At 70.6% G+C, this 1,131-nt stretch carries 1 protein-coding gene; it reads left to right on the top strand.

The features are described from left to right. Positions 1-1,131, top strand: a 1,131-nt coding sequence (locus ACGFI8_RS48060) for an ExeM/NucH family extracellular endonuclease (protein ID WP_392815847.1), incomplete at both ends; no start/stop codon positions are given.

Below are 1,131 nucleotides of genomic sequence, written 5' to 3'. Positions count from 1 at the left end.
CAGCGCGTACACCGGTGTGCCGCTGCCGTGGCTCACCCCCGGCAACCCGGTCCGGGTCGGGTCGAAGGTCACCTTCCACCAGCCGCTGATCCTGGACTACCGGTTCTCGCTGTGGAACCTGCAGCCGACCCAGCAGGTCACCGACGACGGTCACGCGGTCGCGACGTTCTCCGACACCCGCGCCGGCAACCAGCAGCCGGCGAACGTCGGCGGCACCGTGCACCTGGCCACGTTCAACGTCCAGAACTACTTCCCGCTGACCGGGGAGGCGTACGTCGCCAAGGGTCTGGGCACCTGCACCTACTACACCGACCGGGCCGGCAACCGCATCACCGTGAGGACCTGCTCCGGCCCCGGCAACAGCGCCGGCCCGCGCGGCGCCGCCAACGACGCCAGCTTCCAGCGGCAGCAGGCGAAGATCGTCACCGGTATCACCCGGCTCGGTGCCAGCATCGTGTCGCTGGAGGAAGTCGAGAACTCCGCGAAGTTCGGCCAGCCCCGCGACACCGCCCTGGCCGGGCTCGTCGACGCGCTCAACGCCGCCGCCGGGGCGAAGGTGTGGGCGTACGTGCCGTCCCCGGCCGACGACAAGCTGCCGCCGCTGTCCCAGCAGGACGTGATCCGCACCGCGTTCATCTACAAGCCCGCGGACGTCACGCCCGTCGGGTCGTCGGTGGTCCTCACCGGTGACTCCGGCCCCGGCCAGCCGTTCTCGATCGCCCGCCAGCCCCTGGCGCAGGGCTTCAAGAAGGCCGGCGCGACCGACGCCGACGCGTTCCTGGTCGTGGCCAACCACTGGAAGTCCAAGGGCAGCGGAACCCCGCTGTACGACGGCGACACCGAGGACACGTCCTCCCCGGCGGTGAACCAGGGCTCCTACAACGCGACCCGGGTCCGTCAGGCCCAGGACACCACCGCCTTCGCCACCCAGGTCGCGGCCAGCCTGGGCACCAACCGGATCTTCCTGGTCGGCGACTTCAACGCCTACACCCAGGAGGACCCGATGCGGGTCCTGTACGCCAACGGCTACACCGACCTGGGCTCCACCCTCTCCCCCGGCGAGTACACGTACGGCTACAACACCCTGCAGGGCTCCATCGACCACGTGCTGGCCAACCCGGCCGCCCGCGC

This window comes from Dactylosporangium sp. NPDC048998 (genome assembly GCF_043197855.1).
Classification (GTDB): Bacteria; Actinomycetota; Actinomycetes; order Mycobacteriales; family Micromonosporaceae; genus Dactylosporangium.
The sequence above is the reverse complement of the archived record's forward strand: the minus strand, read 5'-3'. Positions and strand labels throughout refer to the sequence as shown.